This window comes from Arcobacter sp. AHV-9/2010, from assembly GCF_004116575.1.
GTDB lineage: Bacteria > Campylobacterota > Campylobacteria > Campylobacterales > Arcobacteraceae > Aliarcobacter > Aliarcobacter skirrowii.
In genome coordinates this window covers 256,841-275,618 of the sequence record NZ_PDKH01000002.1, presented here as the reverse complement: position 1 = coordinate 275,618, position 18,778 = coordinate 256,841, and the positions used below count along the sequence as shown (strand labels likewise).

The 18,778-nt window shown below is 27.5% G+C and carries 17 protein-coding genes; 11 read left to right on the top strand and 6 right to left on the bottom strand.

Annotated features, from left to right (window positions below; all coding sequences use genetic code 11):
• Positions 1-38: 38 nt before the first annotated feature.
• The 6 genes from CRU94_RS05210 to CRU94_RS05185 form a co-directional block, all read right to left on the bottom strand.
• A complete protein-coding gene (locus CRU94_RS05210) occupies positions 39-668 on the bottom strand; it encodes an HAD family hydrolase (RefSeq protein WP_129105751.1) in 630 nt (209 codons plus the stop codon).
• 175 nt (positions 669-843) lie between these two features.
• The gene (locus CRU94_RS05205; protein ID WP_129105750.1) at positions 844-1,407 is read right to left on the bottom strand and encodes an LOG family protein; all 564 of its coding nucleotides are present in this window, start codon (positions 1,405-1,407) and stop codon (positions 844-846) included.
• Positions 1,404-3,878: an efflux RND transporter permease subunit gene (locus CRU94_RS05200; RefSeq protein ID WP_129105749.1), complete on the bottom strand. Its 2,475-nt coding sequence runs from the start codon at positions 3,876-3,878 to the stop codon at positions 1,404-1,406. Before CRU94_RS05200 ends, CRU94_RS05205 begins: the two co-directional genes overlap by 4 nt.
• A gap of 6 nt (positions 3,879-3,884) precedes the next feature.
• Positions 3,885-4,472, bottom strand: coding sequence for a Tgt2/MlaC family protein (locus tag CRU94_RS05195; protein WP_129105748.1), 588 nt, complete (start codon positions 4,470-4,472; stop codon positions 3,885-3,887).
• Between the two features lie 2 nt (positions 4,473-4,474).
• Entirely contained in the window at positions 4,475-5,212 is a 738-nt protein-coding gene (locus tag CRU94_RS05190) for an MlaA family lipoprotein (protein ID WP_129105747.1), read from the bottom strand.
• 59 nt (positions 5,213-5,271) lie between these two features.
• Complete coding sequence (locus CRU94_RS05185) at positions 5,272-6,117, bottom strand: M23 family metallopeptidase (protein ID WP_129105746.1); 846 nt, start codon at positions 6,115-6,117, stop codon at positions 5,272-5,274.
• A 99-nt stretch (positions 6,118-6,216) separates the two neighbouring features.
• On the opposite strand from CRU94_RS05185, the gene CRU94_RS05180 reads away from it, so the two are divergent.
• From CRU94_RS05180 to CRU94_RS05135, 11 genes are all read left to right on the top strand, one after another.
• Positions 6,217-6,927: a YebC/PmpR family DNA-binding transcriptional regulator gene (locus tag CRU94_RS05180; RefSeq protein WP_129105745.1), complete on the top strand. Its 711-nt coding sequence runs from the start codon at positions 6,217-6,219 to the stop codon at positions 6,925-6,927.
• 24 nt (positions 6,928-6,951) lie between these two features.
• Entirely contained in the window at positions 6,952-10,005 is a 3,054-nt protein-coding gene (locus CRU94_RS05175; protein WP_129105744.1) for an Eco57I restriction-modification methylase domain-containing protein, read from the top strand.
• Complete coding sequence (locus CRU94_RS05170; RefSeq protein WP_129105743.1) at positions 9,998-10,669, top strand: hypothetical protein; 672 nt, start codon at positions 9,998-10,000, stop codon at positions 10,667-10,669. Before CRU94_RS05175 ends, CRU94_RS05170 begins: the two co-directional genes overlap by 8 nt.
• Positions 10,663-10,791, top strand: coding sequence for a hypothetical protein (locus tag CRU94_RS09715; protein WP_258237399.1), 129 nt, complete (start codon positions 10,663-10,665; stop codon positions 10,789-10,791). Before CRU94_RS05170 ends, CRU94_RS09715 begins: the two co-directional genes overlap by 7 nt.
• Before the next feature lie 289 nt (positions 10,792-11,080).
• The gene (locus CRU94_RS05165; RefSeq protein ID WP_129105742.1) at positions 11,081-12,595 is read left to right on the top strand and encodes an LA2681 family HEPN domain-containing protein; all 1,515 of its coding nucleotides are present in this window, start codon (positions 11,081-11,083) and stop codon (positions 12,593-12,595) included.
• Positions 12,596-12,816: 221 nt separating this feature from the next.
• Positions 12,817-13,698 (top strand): RhuM family protein, encoded by an 882-nt coding sequence (gene rhuM, locus CRU94_RS05160; RefSeq protein ID WP_129105741.1) that lies wholly within the window; start codon positions 12,817-12,819, stop codon positions 13,696-13,698.
• Positions 13,699-13,775: 77 nt separating this feature from the next.
• Positions 13,776-14,084, top strand: coding sequence for a type II toxin-antitoxin system Phd/YefM family antitoxin (locus tag CRU94_RS05155; RefSeq protein WP_129105740.1), 309 nt, complete (start codon positions 13,776-13,778; stop codon positions 14,082-14,084).
• Complete coding sequence (locus CRU94_RS05150; protein WP_129105739.1) at positions 14,084-14,395, top strand: type II toxin-antitoxin system RelE family toxin; 312 nt, start codon at positions 14,084-14,086, stop codon at positions 14,393-14,395. The genes CRU94_RS05155 and CRU94_RS05150 overlap by 1 nt, the downstream gene beginning before the upstream one ends.
• 9 nt (positions 14,396-14,404) lie before the next feature.
• A complete protein-coding gene (gene fic / locus CRU94_RS05145) occupies positions 14,405-14,965 on the top strand; it encodes a protein adenylyltransferase Fic (RefSeq protein WP_129105738.1) in 561 nt (186 codons plus the stop codon).
• Between the two features lie 51 nt (positions 14,966-15,016).
• Positions 15,017-15,862 carry a zinc transporter ZupT gene (gene zupT / locus CRU94_RS05140; RefSeq protein ID WP_129105737.1) on the top strand — a complete coding sequence of 282 codons (846 nt, stop codon included), beginning with the start codon at positions 15,017-15,019 and terminating at the stop codon, positions 15,860-15,862.
• Between the two features lie 199 nt (positions 15,863-16,061).
• On the top strand, positions 16,062-18,638 hold the full coding sequence (locus CRU94_RS05135; RefSeq protein WP_129105736.1) for a bifunctional aconitate hydratase 2/2-methylisocitrate dehydratase: 2,577 nt from the start codon (positions 16,062-16,064) through the stop codon (positions 18,636-18,638).
• The last annotated feature ends 140 nt before the right edge of the window (positions 18,639-18,778 follow it).

Sequence of the window (18,778 nt, the reverse complement as noted above, 5' to 3'; positions counted from 1 at the left end):
ATGAAAGTAGTATAATTTAAAATTATAATAGTTTTAATCTATAACAGTTTTTTAAGCTCTTCAATACTATCTATAAAATAATCAGCCTTTGAAAAATCTTGTTTTTGTGTAAACTCATTTTTTACAACAATACAATCAATATTTGCTCTTTTAGAACTCTCTAATCCTCTTTGAGAATCCTCAACAACAATAGCTTCAAAATCTTTTGAATTAAACTTTTCTAAACCTTTTAAATATGGATCTGGATTTGGTTTTGCTCTTTTATAATCCTCTACACAAAGAACAAAATCCATAAAATTTGTAATTCCACTATTTTTATGAATTAACTCAAAATCAACTCTTCTTGATGTTGTTACTATTGCCATTTTATATCTTTTTGATAACTCTTTTAAAGTATCTTTTACATTTTGTATAGATATATCTTTTGTAGTTATAAACTCTTGATAAAAGCTATCTCTTATGCTTCTATGTTTTTCAATAATATTGTGTTCAATATTATGTAAAAGTGCTAGTTCAAAAGCACTTCCACCTTTTACCATAATATTTTGATAAAACTCCATCTCTAAATTCAAGCCCAAAAGTTTCAAAGCCTTCTTGTTTGCTTCAAAATACCACTTTTCAGTCTCTACTAAAACACCATCATTATCAAAAAGAATATATTTTTTCATTTAAAAACCTTAAAAATTAGATAATAAAAAAGGGAAGCTTATAAAAGCTTCCCTTACATTTTTTATAGGAGGAGAAAAAGTTAAAATTAATTAACTTACAAAAGAATTATAAAAGTATTTAATTAACCTCTTGTCAATACATAATTAATCAAGAGTAAATATGACTTTTTTTATTCTAATCTTCCCATTTTGCTTTTGGAGCTTCATAATTTTTTATTTTTTCAATAATATAATCTATATCATCGCTTACAATTAGCATATCTATAAATCTTCTATTCATAAATCCATTTTCTGAGCATGAGTAGAAAAACTCAATTAATTTATCATAGTATCCATTTACATTTAAGAAAGCACACGGTTTTTTATGATAACCAATTTGAGCAGATGCAATTACATCAATAATCTCTTCAAATGTTCCATAACCACCAGGAAGAGCAATAAAAGCATCGCTTAACTCTTCCATTTTTGATTTTCTCTCTTTCATACTATCTACTTTATAAATTTTAGTAATAGAGGTATTTTCTAGCTCTTTGCCAACTAAATCATAGGTAATTACACCTATTACTTTGTTATTTAATCTTAAAGACTCATTTGAGATTATTCCCATAAGTCCTTGTTTTGAACCACCATAAACAATATTTATGTTCTCTTTGGCAAGTTTTTGTGCCAGTTGTATGGTTTTTTCTTCATAAATTTTGCTATTTCCAAATGCTGAACCGCAATATATAGCTATATTCATATATTTTTCTCCTTTTTGTACGGTTTTAATAAGATTAATAATCTTGGAAGTAAGATTAAATTTGCAGCCAAAACAGTTATCATTACAATAGCTGTTAAAATTCCAAAATATATTGTAGGAACTAAATTTGAAAGCATAAAAATAGAGAATCCAATTACAACAATAATAGTTGTGTGGTACATTGGATATCCAACACTATTTAGAGATTTTTCAACTGCAATGCTATAATCTCCATGGCTTTTTTTATACTCAAAATCAAATCTATGTATAAAATGAATAGTATCATCAACAGCAATTCCCAAAGCAATTGCTGCAATTGTAATTGTCATAATATCAAGTGGAATCTCAAGCCACCCCATAATTCCAAAAACCAAAGATATAGGAACTATATTTGTACCTAAAGCTATAACTACCATTTTAATATTTCTAAATAGAATAAAAAACATAAGAGCTAAGATAAAAATAGATGTAGTAGCAGTTGCTATTTGAGATTCAAACAGAGATTGAAGCATATTGTTGTATAAAACCATAAGATTTGTAAGCCTAAAAGTTCTCTCATTGTTTGTAATAATCTCTTCTAAATCACTATTTATCTTTTTAATTAACTCATCTCTTCTTAAATTAGGGTTTGAGTCAATTATTCTCATAGTAACTCTAGCTTCAGAAGCTTCAATATTTACAAATGGACTCAAAATAAGTTTTTTGTACTCATTTGGAAGTTGATTATAAATTACAGCAAGAGTTATTCCATCTAAATCTTGATTATTATTTAAAAGTTTTCCAATTTTCAAAAGTGTTGCCAAGGATTGAACTTTTCCAATCTCAGGAATTGACTCTAAGTAGTCATGAACTTTTGTAATAGTCTGCATCTTTGATTGAGTAAACCAATATTTTGCATCGTTTTTTGAAGACTCAAACTCTGCTTCAAAATCATCAAAACTATCTTCAAGTTTAGAGTTTAAATCTTCACTTTTAAATTTAATTATTACATCAAGTGGAGTAGTTCCTCCAAGATTTTCATCAATTACCTTCATACCTTTATATATTTCACTATTCTCTTTAAAATAGTTTATAAAACTATTCTCTACAAATATTTTACTAGAACCAATAAAAGAGAATAAAATTGTAAAAAATGCAACAAAAACTATTTTTTTGCCATGATTTAAAACTATATTTGGAAGTTTTGGTATAAAAGAGATTAGTTTTTTATCTTTTAAAACTTCCTCTTTTTTTCCAATAAGTAGTAAAAATATTGGAAAATATATAAATGTTAAAACCAAAGATATCAATATTCCAACACTCATCATAAGACCTAAATTTATAACTGGCTCAATATTTGATAAGATCAAAGATGAAAATCCAACAACTGTTGTAATAATTGCAAAAAAAGATGGAATTAGTTTTGATAAAACCGTATTTACTGTAAGTTTATATTGGTTTGCATTTTTATATTTAAAGTACAACTCTTTGTATCTTTCAACTAAATGAACGACCAAAGACATTGTAATAATTAGTTGAAGTGCTACAAAGTTTGATGATATAACTGTAACTTCCCAGTTAAATAAACCTAAAATTCCAGCTGTACTTAATATAGAGATAAAACAGATAAATAAAATTATAAAAACCCATCTAAAACTTCTAAATATGTACCATAAAACAAAAATAAAGATTATAATTAAGCTTAAACCATAGATTAGTAAATCGCTTTTTATAAAGCCAATAGCATCACTTGCTATCATATTTACTCCACCTAAAAACAAAGTTGCATCATTTTCATATTTTTTAAGTATTTGCCTAATCTCTTCTATATCTTCACTATTTTTATTTTTTACAAACTCTCTATAAGCTTTAAACTCTTCATTTAAAAGCTCTTCCTCTTTTAATTCAAGACTATTTAAAGCTCTTATCTCTTTTATTTTTAAAAATTGCTCTTTTTTATCTAAAAACTCTTGATATCTTTCATCATCTTTTAGATTTAAAAGTAGGGCAGTTGTTTTAAAATCAGAGCTTACAAGAGCATTTTTATAAAGAGGGGAGTTCAAAAACTCATCTTTTACAAGCTCTTTATCAAACTCTTTTGTGCTTAAGCTATCAACTCCAGCAACTAAATCAGATATTGGACGAATTGGAGATTGTAAAAGAGGAACTGTAAGAATAGAATCAACACTTTTTATACTATCTTGTTTTTCTAAATCTTTTGATATATTTTTTATGAGCTCTAAAGTTTTATTATCTAGAAGATTCTCTTTGGGTGCTAAGGTTACTACCAAGAAGTTTGAACTAGAGTATTTTTTATAACTTTGTCTAAAAAATCTTAAATCTTCATCATCTTCTAAAAGCAAAGTTTCAGCACTAGCATCTATTTGAATATCTTTTGCATGATATGATAAAAACCCTACAAATAAAGATGCTATTATTAAAAAAATAGATGGATATCTAAATATTAATAAATCGTAGAGTTTTTTAAACATTTTCTCTTATTTTTCTTCTTTTAGCATTGCTAATATTTGTGGGAAATCTTTCTCTTTGAATAGCTCAGCAAACTGTTGTCTATATGTTTGAATGATACTTACTCCAACTAAATCAATATCATAAATCAACCAATCACCATTTTTTTCATAAAAATTGTAATTTATAGTGTAGTTTCCATCAGTTCCTACAAGCTCAGTTTTTAGTTGAAGTCTTGTTTTAAAATATGGCTCAAGAGCTATTATTTTTACTTTTTGATTTGTATAAAGTTCTAGTTTATTTGTGTAAGATTTTTTTAAAGTGTATTCAAAAGTTTTTACAAACTCATTTTGTTCTTCATTTGATAAATTATCCCAAATCTCTTTTCCTAAAGATATTCTTGCCATTAATTCAAAGTCAAAAACATTATTTACTACATTTATAATATCAACTTTTTTTTGCTCTAAGTTTATATTTGTATCTTTTAAAATAGATATTACGGTATCTATTTTTTGTGTCATAATATCTACAATCTGCTCTTTTTGTATCGCTTTTAAATTTGATACAAATAGAATCATTAATAATGAAAACTTTAAAAAGTTTGCTTTTAGTAGCATGATTACTCCTTAATCTCTTGATTTCTTTTTTGTGTATAGGCATTTTTTAAATATGGATATAAATCTATTGCATCTTTTTTTACCATGTCATAAAATTCTGGATTTTTTGAAAATCCATTTAATAGGAAAAATGAGTTTACAGCTAAATCCTCTTTCCAGTTAAACTGATCAGTAGTCTTATATGGAATAGTATTATGTGCAACTTGACTTGTTGGAGATAGTGATAAATCACCAGCTAAACCAAACACATCTCTAAGATTTGATGGTCCTAAAAATGGTAGAACTATATGAAAACCCTCTCCAACTCCCCAATAACCCAAAGTTTGTCCAAAATCTTCTCTATATATTTCCATTCCTAAAGTGTGTGTTGCTTGATCCATAAAACCACCAAACCCCCAAATAGTATTTATCAAAAATCTTCCAAGCTCTTTTCCAGCTCTTTCAAATTTTAGTTGAAACAAATTATTTACAAATCGTACAGGAAACAGAAGATTTGTAAAAAAGTTACTTATTCCAGTTCTTGCGACTTCTGGAACAACATATTTATAACCCTTTGCTGTTGGTTTTACTACATAGGTAAAAAATCCATCATTAAAGTGTGTCATAGCTCTGTTGTAACCACTTAAAGGATCAAAATCCTCTTTTGTTTTTTTAAATTCAGCTTCAAACTCATCATGAAAAGATGGCTCAGCAGCAAAGCTAAAAACTGATATTATTATCAAAACAATAATTTTTTTCAAATATAAATCCTTAAAAATAAAGCTAAATTGTATCTAAAATAGATATCAATAAACTTTAACTAATTTCTTAAACTATTTAAAACATCTATTGCTTGTAGAGGATTTACAATAACATCATCTATTTTAAACATAAAGTGTAAATGTGGTCCAGTAGAACGCCCCGTATTTCCACTAAGTGCTATAATCTCACCTCTTTTTACAAAATCTCCAACATCTACTTTAAACTCATCTAAATGAAAATAACCACTAAAAACTCCATGACCGTGATCTATTACAACACTTTTTCCACCATAGAATCTATCTTTTGCAACTCTTACTATTCCATTATTAGAGGCTTTTATAGGTGTTCCTATTGCTGCTCTAAAATCTGTTCCTGTGTGATAAGAGCGTAAAGTGTTGTTAAATAATCTTGCATTTCCAAAATCGCTTGTGATTTTTGAATCAAGAGGATAAATAAAATCATCTTTCCATAAAATATTTGGATATTTTTTTGTATAAATCTCTTTTGACTCTTCAAACTCCTCTTTAACTCTTTTTTTATCTTCTTGCGATAACTCAACTTTACTAGAGCTAACACTTAGAGTTTCAGTTTTGTAAGCACCTTTGTTTATATATAGATTTTTTCCTTTGAATACTTTTTTTCCATTTTCAAAGTATGAGACAATAATTGGCTCTTTTTTTTCTTCTTCATAGTATGAGATTGGAAGTAGAAGATAGTAGCTATCTTTTTTGAAAGGATTTTCAAAAAAATCGTAGTTTTTATTTAGAAAAGTAAGCTTTGGATTTTCAATATTACTCTTTTCTAAACTCACCAAAATTGTATTTGCGTTTATAGTTTTGTTTGTATTTAGTTCAAGTGCAAATAAACTTGAAGCAAATAAAAATAAAATGATAATTTTTTTCATGGCAAAATCTTATCAAAACTAATATTAAAACCATTTTTTATAGTTTTAGTGCAAACCTGATATAATGTCGCCCAAAAATAAATTTTTATGGAGTTATCTATGGGTAGAGCCTTTGAATATAGAAAAGCAGCAAAGATGAAAAGATGGGGAAATATGAGTAGAATATTTCCAAAATTAGCACGAGCAATTGAAGTTGCAGCAAAATCAGGAGTTCCAGACCCTGAAATGAACTCAGCTTTAAGAACTGCAATTTTAAATGCAAAATCTGAAAATATGCCAAAAGCAAATATTGATGCAGCTATTAAAAGAGCAACAGGAAAAGACTCTGCAAACTTTTCTGAAGTAAATTTTGAAGGAAAAGGTCCTCACGGAGTTTTGGTTTTTGTTGAAACTGCAACAGACAACAACACAAGAACGGTAGCAAATATTAAAATGCACTTTAATAAATCAGGTGGGCAAGTTGTTCCAACTGGTTCTTTAGAGTTTTTCTTTGATAGAAAAGCTATTTTTGAGTTTACTAAACCAGCTAATTATGAACTTGAAGAGTTGGAGCTAGAGCTTATTGATGCAGGTCTTGAAGAGCTTGAAGAGGAAGATGGATTGTGTCTTGCTTATGCAAACTATACAGATTTTGGAAATATGAACAATAAATTTGAAGAGCTAAAAATTCCTCTTATAAAAGCAGAGCTAAAAAGAATTCCAAACAATCCTCAAGAGTTTAGTGAAGAGCAACAAGAAGATATAGGTAAACTTATAGAAAAACTTGAAGATGATGACGATGTACAGGCTGTTTATACAAATATAGCTTAAAAAATTCAAACTAGGGGAGAGATTTTGTCTATATTTCAAAATAGTGTTTTAAAAACTTTTAAACAAGATGAAAAGCTAGTAGCTCTTAGATGGGCGGCTTTTCAAAACTACAAAGCAAAAATCGAAGCTATAAAAGATTTCAAAGAGGAAGAGTATCAAGATGGATTTTTAAAAGATATTTTTGAATCTTGTCTTGGATACACTCTAAAAACTACAAATCCAAGCTCTTTTAACCTTGAGCGTGAGAAGAAAAATGAAACAGATAGCAAAAAAGCAGATGGAGTTATTTATCTAAATAGTGAAATAATTGCCGTAATTGAGCTAAAAGATACAAAAACAAAAAATCTTGACCGTGTACAACAACAAGCTTTTTGGTATCTCACACAACACACAAAAGCCAAATATGTGATTATTTCAAACTTTGATGAGCTTAGATTTTATTTTGATAAAAGTACATCTTATGAGAGTTTTTCTCTGTTTAATCTCTCTTATGATGATTTTTCAAAACTTCATTTGCTTTTGTCTTTTGAAAATATCAAAGATGAAACAGCTCTAAAAATAAAAGAGAAATCAAACAGCTTTGAGCAAGATATCTCTAAAAAACTATATAAAGATTTTAGCCATTTTAGAACACTTCTTTTTGAAAATATTGTAAAAAACAATCCAAATATTGATAAACAAACACTTCTAAGACTTACTCAAAAACTATGCGATAGAATTATTTTCATACTATTTGCAGAAGATAGAGATTTGCTTCGTGCAAACACAATAAAAGAGATACGAGATGAGTTTATAAATCAAAAGTTTACAAACTATAAGCTCTATGATATTTATAAATTCTATTTTGAAGCCATAAGCCAAGGAAACGACAAACTACAAATTCCAAAATACAATGGTGGATTATTTGCTGTTGATGAGCTTCTTGATAGTTTGATTATAGATGATTTTATTTTAGATGAAAATGTACAAATACTATCTAACTACGATTTTGCAAGTGAAATATCTGTAAATATTTTGGGACATATTTTTGAACAAAGTTTAACAGACCTTGAAGAGCTTCAAGCAAATATAGATAATGTGAACTTTGATAAAACAAAATCAAAAAGAAAAAAAGATGGTGTATTTTATACTCCTGAATATATCACAAGATATATAGTTGAAAATACTCTTGGCAAAATGTGTCTTGAGAAAAGAGAAGAGCTTCAAATTGGAAGTCAGACTCTAATCTCACCATCTAACCCAAAAAAACTAACAAAACAAGAGCAACAAACAAAAGATAACCTGCAAGAGTATAAAAACTGGCTTCTAAATCTAAAAATCCTAGACCCAGCTTGTGGAAGTGGAGCTTTTTTGAATCAAGCTTTGGAATATCTTATAAATGAGCATAAAAATCTTCAAAATGATTTAGCACTTATGGGAGATTTATTTGCTTCTTATATGGTAGAAGAGGAGATCCTTGAACACAATCTTTATGGTGTAGATATAAATGAAGATGCCGTGGAGATAGCAAAGCTAAGCTTGTGGCTGCGAACTGCAAAAAGAGGTCGAGCTCTTACAAAACTAGCAGACAAAATAGTTTGTGCAAACACTTTGCTAGATACTCATATTTTTAGTGAAATTCTCGGAACTGGGACTTTAGTCCCAGCTCTTCCAAGCGAGTTTGATATTGTTATTGGAAATCCTCCGTATATAAAAGAATATACAAATAAAAGTGCTTTTGATGGTTTGAGAGAAAGCCCATATTATCAAGGAAAAATGGATTTATGGTATTTTTTTGGTTGTCAAGCTTTGGATTTGATAAAAGAAAATGGACTTATAGGATTTATTGCTCCAAATAATTGGATTAGTAATGCAGGAGCTTCAAAGTTTAGAAATAAAGTTTTAGAAGATGGAAAGCTTTTAGAGTTTATTGATTTTGGAGATTTTAAAGTATTTGAAGATGCTGGAATTCAAACTATGATTTATATTATGACTAAATCCAAAGATAACTTAAAATATAAATTTAAAGTTAGTAGAGTTTTAGATAAAAATATAAATCACGATGAAGCTATATATTTTTTGAATACCATGAAAAATGATAAGTTTCAATTTTTTATTTCTAATATTGATAAAAATATAATGAAAGATAAGATATTGAATTTTTCAAATCAAGAAGTAGAAATATTTTTAGAAAAAATATTTAATAAATCTAATTTCACTTTTGAGAAAAATGAAATTGCACAAGGAATTGTGAGCCCTCAAGATTTTGTGAATCAAACTTCTAAAAATATATTAGGAGATAATTTTAATATTGGAGATGGAATTTTTAATTTATCATTAGAAGAGTACAGTAGTTTTAATTTAAGTAATGAAGAAAAGGATTTAATCAAACCTTTTTATACAACAAATGAATTAGAAAAATATTGGGGAGACAAGATAAATAATCTTTGGGTTATTTATACAAACTCATCATTTAAAAATCCAAATAGCTTGGATAATTATCCAAATATAAAAAACCATCTTGATAAATTTCAAGAAATTATCACTTCAGATAATAAGCCTTATGGGTTACATAGATCAAGAGATGAGAGATTTTTTAAAAATGAAAAAATAATATCTTTAAGAAAATGTAAAACTCCAACTTTTACATATACTAACTTTGATTGTTATGTTTCTCAAACTTATTTTGTAATTCAAACAAATAGAGTTGATTTAAGATATTTAACTTCTTTATTAAATTCAAAACTTATAGCTTTTTGGCTTAAATACAAAGGAAAAATGCAAGGAGATATTTTTCAAGTTGATAAAGAACCTTTATTAAATTTACCTATTTTAAAAATAGATGAAGAATCACAAAAACCATTTATAAAACTTGTAGATGAGATTTTGGAATCTAAACAAAAAATAAAAGATTATAAACCTCTTTTAGATGAAGCTATCAAAACTAACAATTTTGATAGAGAAATCGCACTTAAAAAAGAGCTTGAAAACCTAGAAAATATCTGTACAACAAATGAAAAAACAATCGACCAAATGGTTTATAAACTTTACGATTTAACACCTGATGAGATTAAAATTGTGGAGAGTATTTATGAGTAAAGTAATAAATAATATTGAAGAAATTGGAAATCAGGTTATTGATGAATTAATAATCCCTATTATAAATGGAAGTAAAAAAACAATTATAGACGATAACAAAATTATTCAATTATTTCTTAATATTAAAACTGCTTATATGGAGAATAAAATTTCTCAATTTCTCAATTTTTTAGAATTTGAAAATGAACATAAAATTTTATCTTTTATAACCAATTTAACAAAAAAAGAAAAAGTTTTTTTTGTTGAAACAATAAATAAAACTATCGATATGGATGATTCATTACAAATCTTTATTTTATGCCAATTAACAAAGTCTTTTAAAAAAAATGGAAAATTAAATTATTGGGAAAAATCTCTTTACTATAATATAAATCAAATTTCAGAAGATGATTTTTTTAATTTTTATAAGGTACTTGAAAATCTAGAAAAACCATTTAATTATAAAAAAAGTTACGGTTTAGAAAAAACTTTACATAAAGATGAATTAATTTTAAGTATAAAAAAACTTGAAAATATAGGAATTATTAGTACAGCTAGAGGAGCTATGGGCAGTAATGATATAGTAAATTTAGAGCATAATGTTACATCTTTTAGATTTAAATTATATACATATTCAAATGATATATATGAAATGATTAAATCCTATAATAGTAAATTATGGTAAGTTATACACAAAATGAACTTTTATCAATAACAGATTTCACAAAACAAATAAGTAAAATCCTAACAGATGTAAAAGAAAGAAGCCTAGAAAAAGTTGGAATTTTAAAAAATAATCGACTTTAAGCAGTAGTATTTCTACACAAGAGTATGAAAAACTAAAAAAGCTTGAAGAGTATTTGGAACTTTTAGAGCATAAAGAGATTTTTGAAATTATAGAGGAAAGAAAAAAAATCAAAAGATAGTTATATCTCTTTGGAAAATATGGCAAAGAAACTAGATATAAATTTAAAACAAAAATAGCTTTTGATAGGCTTTAAAATATAAAAATCAAATTTAATTATAAATTGCAATATTTTTTCTTACTTTTATTTTTTATTTTAGCATCCAGTGATTTTTAAAATGGAGTTTATTTATGAAAGAAAATAAGTTTATTAGTAAATATTTAGAAAGATTAGCAAAAACTATTGATAATGCTTTAGATAATAATAAAGAGTACATATTAAATAAATTTGTAACTAAGTATTCAGTAAAAATAGAAGATTTAAAAAAGGCTCATGGCTTCTATCTAATTGCTAATGCTTATAATGGTATTAGAAAAATAAATCATAAAAAAAATATAAATAAAATTTGGAGTTTAGAGCAAAAAGAAGTTTTTAAAGAAATTTATTTTCTTAGAAAGGCTATTCAGCAAGAAGATTTTAATAATATTGGATTGGAACTAAAATTGGGGATTTATGTTAATCTAGGAAATTCTTTCAGTCATTATGGGAGAACTATAAATGCTATCAAATATTATGATAAAGCAATTGCATTAAAATTTTGGCACAAAAATGTAGTAAATCATCCAAATTATTTTATGGCTTTGATAAATAAAGCTAATGCTTTAGAATATTATTCAGATTTAAATTATGATGGTGGGCATAAAGTATATTTTATAAAATTTGCTTATAAGCTATATAAAGAGGCTTTAACTTTATTTGAAAAAAATAAACATATATACTTATCGATAGCTAATGAGATATTAAAAAGAGTAAATTTTTATAATAAATTCGAAAATATAGAAAATATTGAATATTTTGAGACTTATGAAATAAAATTCTCAAAAAATGAAAAAGAATATAGAAAATGGTGTCTTTCTAATAAACTTTTTTTAAATTCTCTCAATGATTTAGGAAATTATGACATTTCTACTTATGACCCTTTAAATTTACCTAATTTAATTACAAAAATTGATGAAGGGTTTCCAAAAACAATTACAAATTTTAATCAGATAAAACAAGAATTCATTACTTTTAGACATTTATTATTTGAGGGTTTGCACGAAAAAACAGCAAAATATTATGACAAAGAAACATCTATAACTGATGATTATGATTATAATTTGTATGATATCAATATTGAAAAAATAAAAATTGCTTTTAGAGGTTTTTATTCTATTTTTGACAAAATAGCTAATTTTATATACAAATATTTTATAAAAGTTAAAACAGAAAAGAAAATAGATTTTAGAAATATTTGGCTTGATAAAAATGGAAAAATTAATGATGTGTTTAATGAAACCAAAAACTTAGCTTTAAGAGGTTTGTATCTTATAAGTAAAGATTTGTTTTTCAATAACAATGATGAACAATCTAAAGAATTTATAGAGGTATTAGAACCTGAAGCACAAGCAATAAATGATATTAGAAATCATTTAGAACATAAGTTCATATCTATAAAATTATTTAATTCTGAATTTTTAAATAATGAAGATAGAAAAATAAATTTTAGTATTTCTCAAGATGAATTAGAAGAAAAAACTATACATTTAGCTCAACTAGTTAGAGAGGCGATTATATATTTATCATTTGCTGTAAATATTGAAGAGAAAAAGAAAAATAGTATTGATGAATTGCGGATAACTAATCCGCTAAGTGTAATGAAATAAATATTTATTAGCAAGAATAAAATTTAATAAAAAAAGAGAATCAAAATAAATCATATTGAAAAGTTTTTAGCAAACGACACAAAAGGATTTGAAGCTAGAAAAGAGCTATTTGAAAAAGCTTTAAAACATAAAAATCAAATTTAATTACAAATTGTAATATTTCTTTCTATTTTTACTCTCTTTTGCTAAGATTTTAATAATCTTTCAAGCAAGGAAATGAAATGCAAGATTTATCAAATTTAGTGGTTTACAATGATGGGGAACTAGAACTTAAAGTTTCGGTTGATAGTGAAACAATTTGGCTAACACAATTACAAATGTCTCAGTTATTTGATACAAGTACAGATAATGTTGGTTTGCACTTAAAGAATATATATTTAGAAAAAGAGCTAGATGAGAATTCAACTACCGAGTTTTTCTCGGTAGTTCGAAAAGAAGGAAATAGATTAGTAAAAAGAGAACTTAAGCATTATAATTTAGATGTAATTATTTGTGTTGGTTATAGAGTAAGCTCTTTAAGAGCTACAAAATTCAGACAATGGGCAACATCTGTACTAAAAAACTATATTCAAAATGGATATGCGATAAATAATCACAAAATTACAGAACAAAGGCTTTTTGCACTTGAAAATGATATGCAATTTATAAAATCAAAAATAAAAAACAACTCTTTGGAATTTAATCAAAACATCTTTTTTGATGGACAAATTTACGATGCTTACAGTTTTATAAATGATTTACTAAAACTTGCAAAAGAAGAGATTATACTAATAGATAACTATATCGATGATACGGTTTTTACTCTTTTTTCTAAGTTTCCAAATATAAATTTCACAATCTATACTTCAACAATTTCAAAACAGCTAAAACTAGATTTTGAAAAATATTCAAAACAATACGAAAATATCTCTCTAAAAACTTTTAAATCTAGCCACGATAGATTTTTGATTATTGATAAAAAAGAGATTTATCATTTGGGAGCAAGTTTAAAAGATTTGGGTAAAAAGTGGTTTGCCTTTTCAAAGATGAGTTTGAACTCTTTAAATTTAGATGATATTTTAGGTAAGCTAGAAGTATATAAAAAATCTTTTGATAGGCTTTAAAATATAAAAATCAAATATTTATATATTTTTTATGGTAAATTTACTATAATATTTCATATTAAATTTAGGAGTAAATTATGGTAAGTTATACACAAAATGAACTTTTATCAATTACAGATTTCACAAAACAAATAAGCAAAATCCTAACAGATGTAAAAGAGAGAAGCTTAGAAAAAGTCGGAATTTTAAAAAACAATCGACTTGAAGCAGTCGTTATTTCTACACAAGAGTATGAAAAACTAAAAAAACTTGAAGAGTTTTTAGAATATTTGGAGCATAAAGAGATTTTTGAAGTTGTGGAACAAAGAAAAAAAGAGCCAAAAGACAGTTATATCTCTTTGGAAGATATGGCAGAGAAGTTTGATATAAATTTGGATAACTTATAATGTATTCTTTAAAACTTCATGATAAAGTTTATGATGATTTAAAAGTTTTAGATAATACTTTGGTTATCAAAGTATTTAAAAAATTAAAACAAATTCAACAATCTCCACAAATAGGTGAAAATCTTGGAAATAAAAATGGTATGAATTTAAGTGGATTTAAAAAAGTTTATATTGATAAGAAAAGAGTGAGAATAGTTTTCGAAGTGCAAGATGATATTTTGACAATTTACACTATTGCTATTGGGCAAAGAGATGATATGGAAGTATATAAAAAGCCTTTGATAGGCTTTAAAAACAAATATCTAAAATAAAGGCTAAAGATGAAAGATATAGACAAAAAAAGTTTAGAAAAAGCATACAAATTATTTGATAGTTGTGACATAAATAATATTGAAGTTGGAACATTAAAAGGCTTACAACAAATACATAAATATCTTTTTGATGGACTATATGATTTTGCTGGTGAACTAAGAGAACTAAATATATCAAAAGGTGGATTTAGATTTGCAAATAGTTTATATCTAAAAGAGATATTACCAAAAATAGAGCAAATTCCACAAAACAATTTTAAAGAGATTATTGAAAAATATGTTGAAATGAATATAGCTCATCCATTTTTAGAAGGAAATGGCAGAACCATGAGAATATGGCTAGATATGATACTCAAAAAAGAGCTTAAAAAAGTTGTTAATTGGCAAAATATTCCTAAAGAACTATATCTTCAAGCAATGGAAAGAAGCCCTATAAATGATTTAGAAATAAGAACACTCCTAAGTGAAAATTTAACTCCTAAAATAGATGATAGAGAAGTTATTTTTAAAGGAATTGAACAATCTTACTACTACGAAGGATATGAGATTTTAAATAAGCTAGAAGTGTAAAAATCAAATATGATATAATCCAAACTTTAAAAAATAAATCATAGGTAATTTATGCAAGATATCTCACTAGAAACCTTTCTTTTTGCTGCAATGCTAACTTTTCTAGCAGGATTTGCTACATCTATTGGTGCTATTTTGGCATTTTTCTCAAAAAAAGATAACTACTTTATTTTATCAATTGGTATGGGATTTTCAGCTGGAGTTATGATTTATGTATCTTTTATGGAGATTTTAGTTAAATCAAGAGAATCTTTTACCAAACTTTATGAAAATCCTATTACAGGCGAATTTTTGACAATAATTTGCTTTTTTATAGGAATAATTTTAACAGCCTTTATAGATAAAGTAATTCCAGAAGATTTAAATCCACACGAGCCAAAAAGCGACAATCAACTTCAAGAGTTAAAACCAGATACAAAAGCTTCACTAATAAGAGATTCAAAGCTAAGAAGAACAGGAATTTTTACAGCAATCGCAATAGCAATTCACAACTTTCCAGAGGGTTTTGCTACATTTGTTTCAGCTTTAGAAAGTCCAACAGTTGGTATTACAATCGCTTTTGCAATTGCTATTCACAATATTCCAGAAGGAATGGCAGTATCTTTACCAATTTATCACGCAACTGGAGATAAGAAAAAAGCATTTTGGTATGCAACACTCTCTGGACTAGCTGAACCTCTTGGTGCTGTTGTTGGGTTTTTCTTGCTTCTTCCTTTTATGGGTGCATCTACCTTGGCAATTGTTTTTGGAATTGTTGCTGGAATTATGGTTTATATCTCTTTTGATGAACTTTTACCAGCATCAAGAGTTTATGGAAATGCTCACACAACAATAGTTGGGATTTCTTTGGGAATGTTTGTTATGGCTATTAGTTTAGTGTTGTTTAAGCTAATTTAAACGGCACTATATTTTTCTAAATTGTACAAAAGTTGTACATTATTTAAATTAAAAACTTCTTTAAACTTAGATATAGCTTTGTAGTGTAACTTTTATTTACAAAATTAAAATTTGTACAACTATAAACAAAAATTGTACAAGCTTATTTAGCACTTTGTGATATAATTTCCACAAATTCTAAAATCTAATAGGAGAAAAAATGAGTTTATTACAAGATTATAAAGCACACGAAGCACAAAGAGCAAAAGATGGTGGATTACCAGGTCTTGCACTTACAGCTGCTCAAACTGCTGATTTAGTAGAGCTTTTAAAAGCAAGTAAAGTTGAAGATGCAGAATATGCATTAAATCTATTTAAAAACAAAATCAACCCAGGTGTTGATGATGCTGCTTATGTTAAAGCTGCTTTTTTAAATGATGTTGTTCAAGGTAAAGTTGCATGTTCTGTAATTTCAAAAGTTGAAGCTGTTGAAATTTTAGGAACAATGATGGGAGGATACAATGTACCACCTCTAGTTGAAGCACTAAAAGTTGCAGAAGTTGCAGATGCAGCTGCTAAAGAGTTAAAAAATACAATTCTTGTTTACAACTCATTTAATGATGTAAAATCTTTAATGGATGCTGGAAATGCAAAAGCTAAAGAGGTTATTGAATCATGGGCAAATGCTGAGTGGTTTACAAACAAACCAGCACTTGAAGAAGAGATTACTTTAACAGTTTACAAAATTCCAGGTGAAACAAATACAGATGATCTATCTCCTGCAACTGTTGCATTTACAAGAGCAGATATTCCATTACACGCAACTGCAATGTTACAATCAAGAATGGAAAAACCTTTAGAAAAAATGGCTGAATTAAAAGCAAAAGGTCATCCTTTGGCTTATGTTGGAGATGTTGTTGGAACTGGAAGCTCAAGAAAATCAGGTATCAACTCTGTTCAATGGCATATGGGAAGAGATATTCCAGGTGTTCCAAATAAAAGAACAGGTGGAGTTGTAATTGGTTCAATCATAGCTCCAATTTTCTTTAACACAGCAGAAGATTCAGGATGTTTACCAATTGAAGCAAATGTTGATAGTATTGAAACAGGTGATGTAATTACTTTAAAACCATACGCTGGTGAAATATTAAAAGATGGAAAAGTTGTATCTACATTTAAATTAAGTCCAAATACTTTAACAGATGAGATGAGAGCTGGAGGAAGAATTCCTTTAATTATTGGAAAAGGATTAACTGCAAAAGCTAGAGAAGCTTTAAAATTACCAGCTTCAACTGCATTTATTGCTGCTGAGCAACCTGCAAACAATGGAAAAGGTTATACTCAAGCACAAAAAATGGTTGGAAGAGCTTGTGGTGTTGAAGGTATTAAACCAGGTATGTATGTTGAGCCAATTGCAACTACTGTAGGAAGCCAAGATACAACAGGACCAATGACAAGAGATGAGATTAAAGAACTTGCAGCATTAAGTTTTGGTGCTGATATGGTTATGCAATCATTCTGTCACACAGCTGCTTATCCAAAACCAGCTGATATTAAATTAAGACACACTTTACCAGATTTCATTAACTCAAGAGGTGGAGTTACACTAAAACCAGGTGATGGTGTTATTCACTCATGGTTAAATAGATTATGTTTACCAGATACTGTTGGAACTGGTGGAGATTCTCATACAAGATTCCCAATTGGTATCTCTTTCCCAGCTGGTTCAGGACTTATTGCATTCGCAGCAGTTACAGGTATGATGCCTTTAACTATGCCAGAGTCTGTTTTAGTTAAATTTAGTGGAAAAATGCAACCAGGTATTACACTAAGAGATTTAGTAAATGCTATTCCATATTATGCAATCAAACAAGGACTTTTAACAGTTCCTAAGAAAAACAAAAAGAATATCTTTGCTGGAAAAATTATTGAGATTCAAGGTTTACCAGAGTTAAAAGTTGAACAAGCGTTTGAATTATCAGATGCATCAGCTGAAAGATCTGCAGCTGCTTGTAGTGTTCAATTAAACAAAGAGCCAATTATTGAGTACCTATCTTCAAATATCGCTTTAATTGAAAAAATGATTGAAGAGGGTTATGAAGATGCAAAAACTCTTCAAAGAAGAGCTGATAAGATGAAAGAGTGGATTAAAAAACCAGAACTATTAGAGCCAGATGCAGATGCTGAATATGCAGCTGTAATTGATATTAACCTAGATGATATTAAAGAGCCAATTTTAGCTTGTCCAAACGATCCAGATGATGTTGCTACACTATCAGAAATCTTAGCTGATGACTCAAGACCTAAAAATATTGATGAAGTATTTGTTGGTTCTTGTATGACAAATATTGGGTTATTTAGAGCTTTAGGAGAAGTATTAAAAGGTGAGGGTGTTGCTAAAGCAAAACTATGGGTTGCACCTCCAACAAAAATGGATGAAGCTCAATTAACAGAAGAGGGATACTATGCAGCATTTGCAGCAGCAGGTGCTAGAATAGAGATTCCTGGATGTTCACTATGTATGGGTAACCAAGCACAAGTTAGTGAAGGTTCAACAGTATTTAGTACATCTACAAGAAACTTCGATAACAGACTTGGTAAAAACTCTAAAGTTTATTTAGGTTCTGCTGAAGTTGCTGCTGTTGCTGCACTTTTAGGAAGATTACCATCTGTAGAAGAGTATTTAGATATCGTTGCTAAAAAAATCAATGATAGCAACAAAGATGGAGTTTACAAATACTTAAACTTCCACCAAGTGACATCTGATCACTTAACTACACTTTTAACTTCAAGATAATTTTATCTTAAAATAGAAGTTTAAAGCCTCTAGATTTTATCTAGGGGCTTTTTTTATCTCTACTTAAAAAAATGACACTTTTGTGACTTTTTACCTCACTACTACTTAAGATAAACTCCCCTAAACTCTCAAGGTTAAAA